This is a genomic window from Vibrio sp. YT-18 (assembly GCF_033337345.1).
GTDB classification, from domain to species: domain Bacteria; phylum Pseudomonadota; class Gammaproteobacteria; order Enterobacterales; family Vibrionaceae; genus Vibrio; species Vibrio alginolyticus.
Window position 1 is genome coordinate 1 of the sequence record NZ_JAWOQO010000142.1, and the last position, 1,264, is coordinate 1,264.

Annotated in this window: 1 protein-coding gene; it reads left to right on the forward strand. The window is 44.9% G+C overall.

The window, feature by feature from the left end; translation table 11 throughout:
* On the forward strand, positions 1–1,264 hold a 1,264-nt coding region (locus tag R7M72_RS24990), incomplete at both ends, for a DEAD/DEAH box helicase (RefSeq protein ID WP_411913726.1).

Sequence of the window (1,264 nt, forward strand, 5' to 3'; positions counted from 1 at the left end):
ATAACTAAGCTACTGACAAAAGTGATTGGCAGTCGCAACGACCGAACACTGCGCCGCCTTAGAAAAATTGTAAAAGAGATCAATAACTACGAACCAACATTTGAAGCACTTTCAGATGAAGAGCTTAAAGCGAAAACTGTTGAGTTCCGTGAGCGCCTAGAGCAAGGCGAAACTCTTGATAAGCTACTTCCAGAAGCTTTTGCTACTGTTCGTGAAGCGTCTAAACGTGTATACGGTATGCGTCACTTCGACGTGCAGCTCATCGGCGGTATGGTGCTAAATGCAGGCCAAATCGCAGAGATGCGCACGGGTGAAGGTAAAACTTTAACGGCAACTCTTCCTGCTTACCTAAATGCACTTCCTGGTAAAGGCGTACACGTTGTTACGGTCAACGACTACCTCGCTAAACGTGATGCGGAGACAAACCGTCCGCTATTTGAATTCTTAGGTATGACGGTGGGTGTTAACGTGCCTAACATGCCTCCTCAAGAGAAAAAAGAAGCGTACCAAGCTGATATTCTATACGGAACAAACAACGAGTTTGGTTTCGATTACTTGCGCGACAACATGGCTTTCCGCAATGAAGACCGTGTTCAGCGCGAACGTTTCTTTGCTGTGGTCGATGAGGTGGACTCAATCCTTATCGATGAAGCTCGTACTCCTTTGATCATCTCTGGTCCGGCAGAAGACAGTTCAGAACTTTACACTCGAATCAACCTGCTTATCCCACACCTACAGAAGCAAGATAAAGAAGATTCTGAAGAGTATCGTGGCGATGGTCACTACACTGTTGATGAAAAATCAAAACAAGTTCACTTGACTGAAACGGGTCAAGAATACGTAGAAGAGCTATTGGTTAAAAATGGTTTGATGGAAGAAGGTGATACATTGTACTCACCAGCGAACATCAGCTTGCTTCACCACGTAAATGCTGCTCTACGAGCACATGTGCTGTTTGAGCGTAATGTGGATTACATCGTTAACGATGACGGCGAAGTTGTGATCGTTGATGAACACACTGGTCGTACAATGCCAGGTCGTCGTTGGTCAGAAGGTCTTCACCAAGCTGTCGAAGCGAAAGAAGGCGTTAAGATCCAAAACGAAAACCAAACGCTAGCCTCTATCACATTCCAGAATTATTTCCGTCTATACGAGAAACTGTCTGGTATGACTGGTACAGCGGATACTGAAGCGTTTGAGTTCCAATCTATTTATGGCTTGGAAACTGTTGTTATCCCAACCAACAAACCAATGATTCGTAACG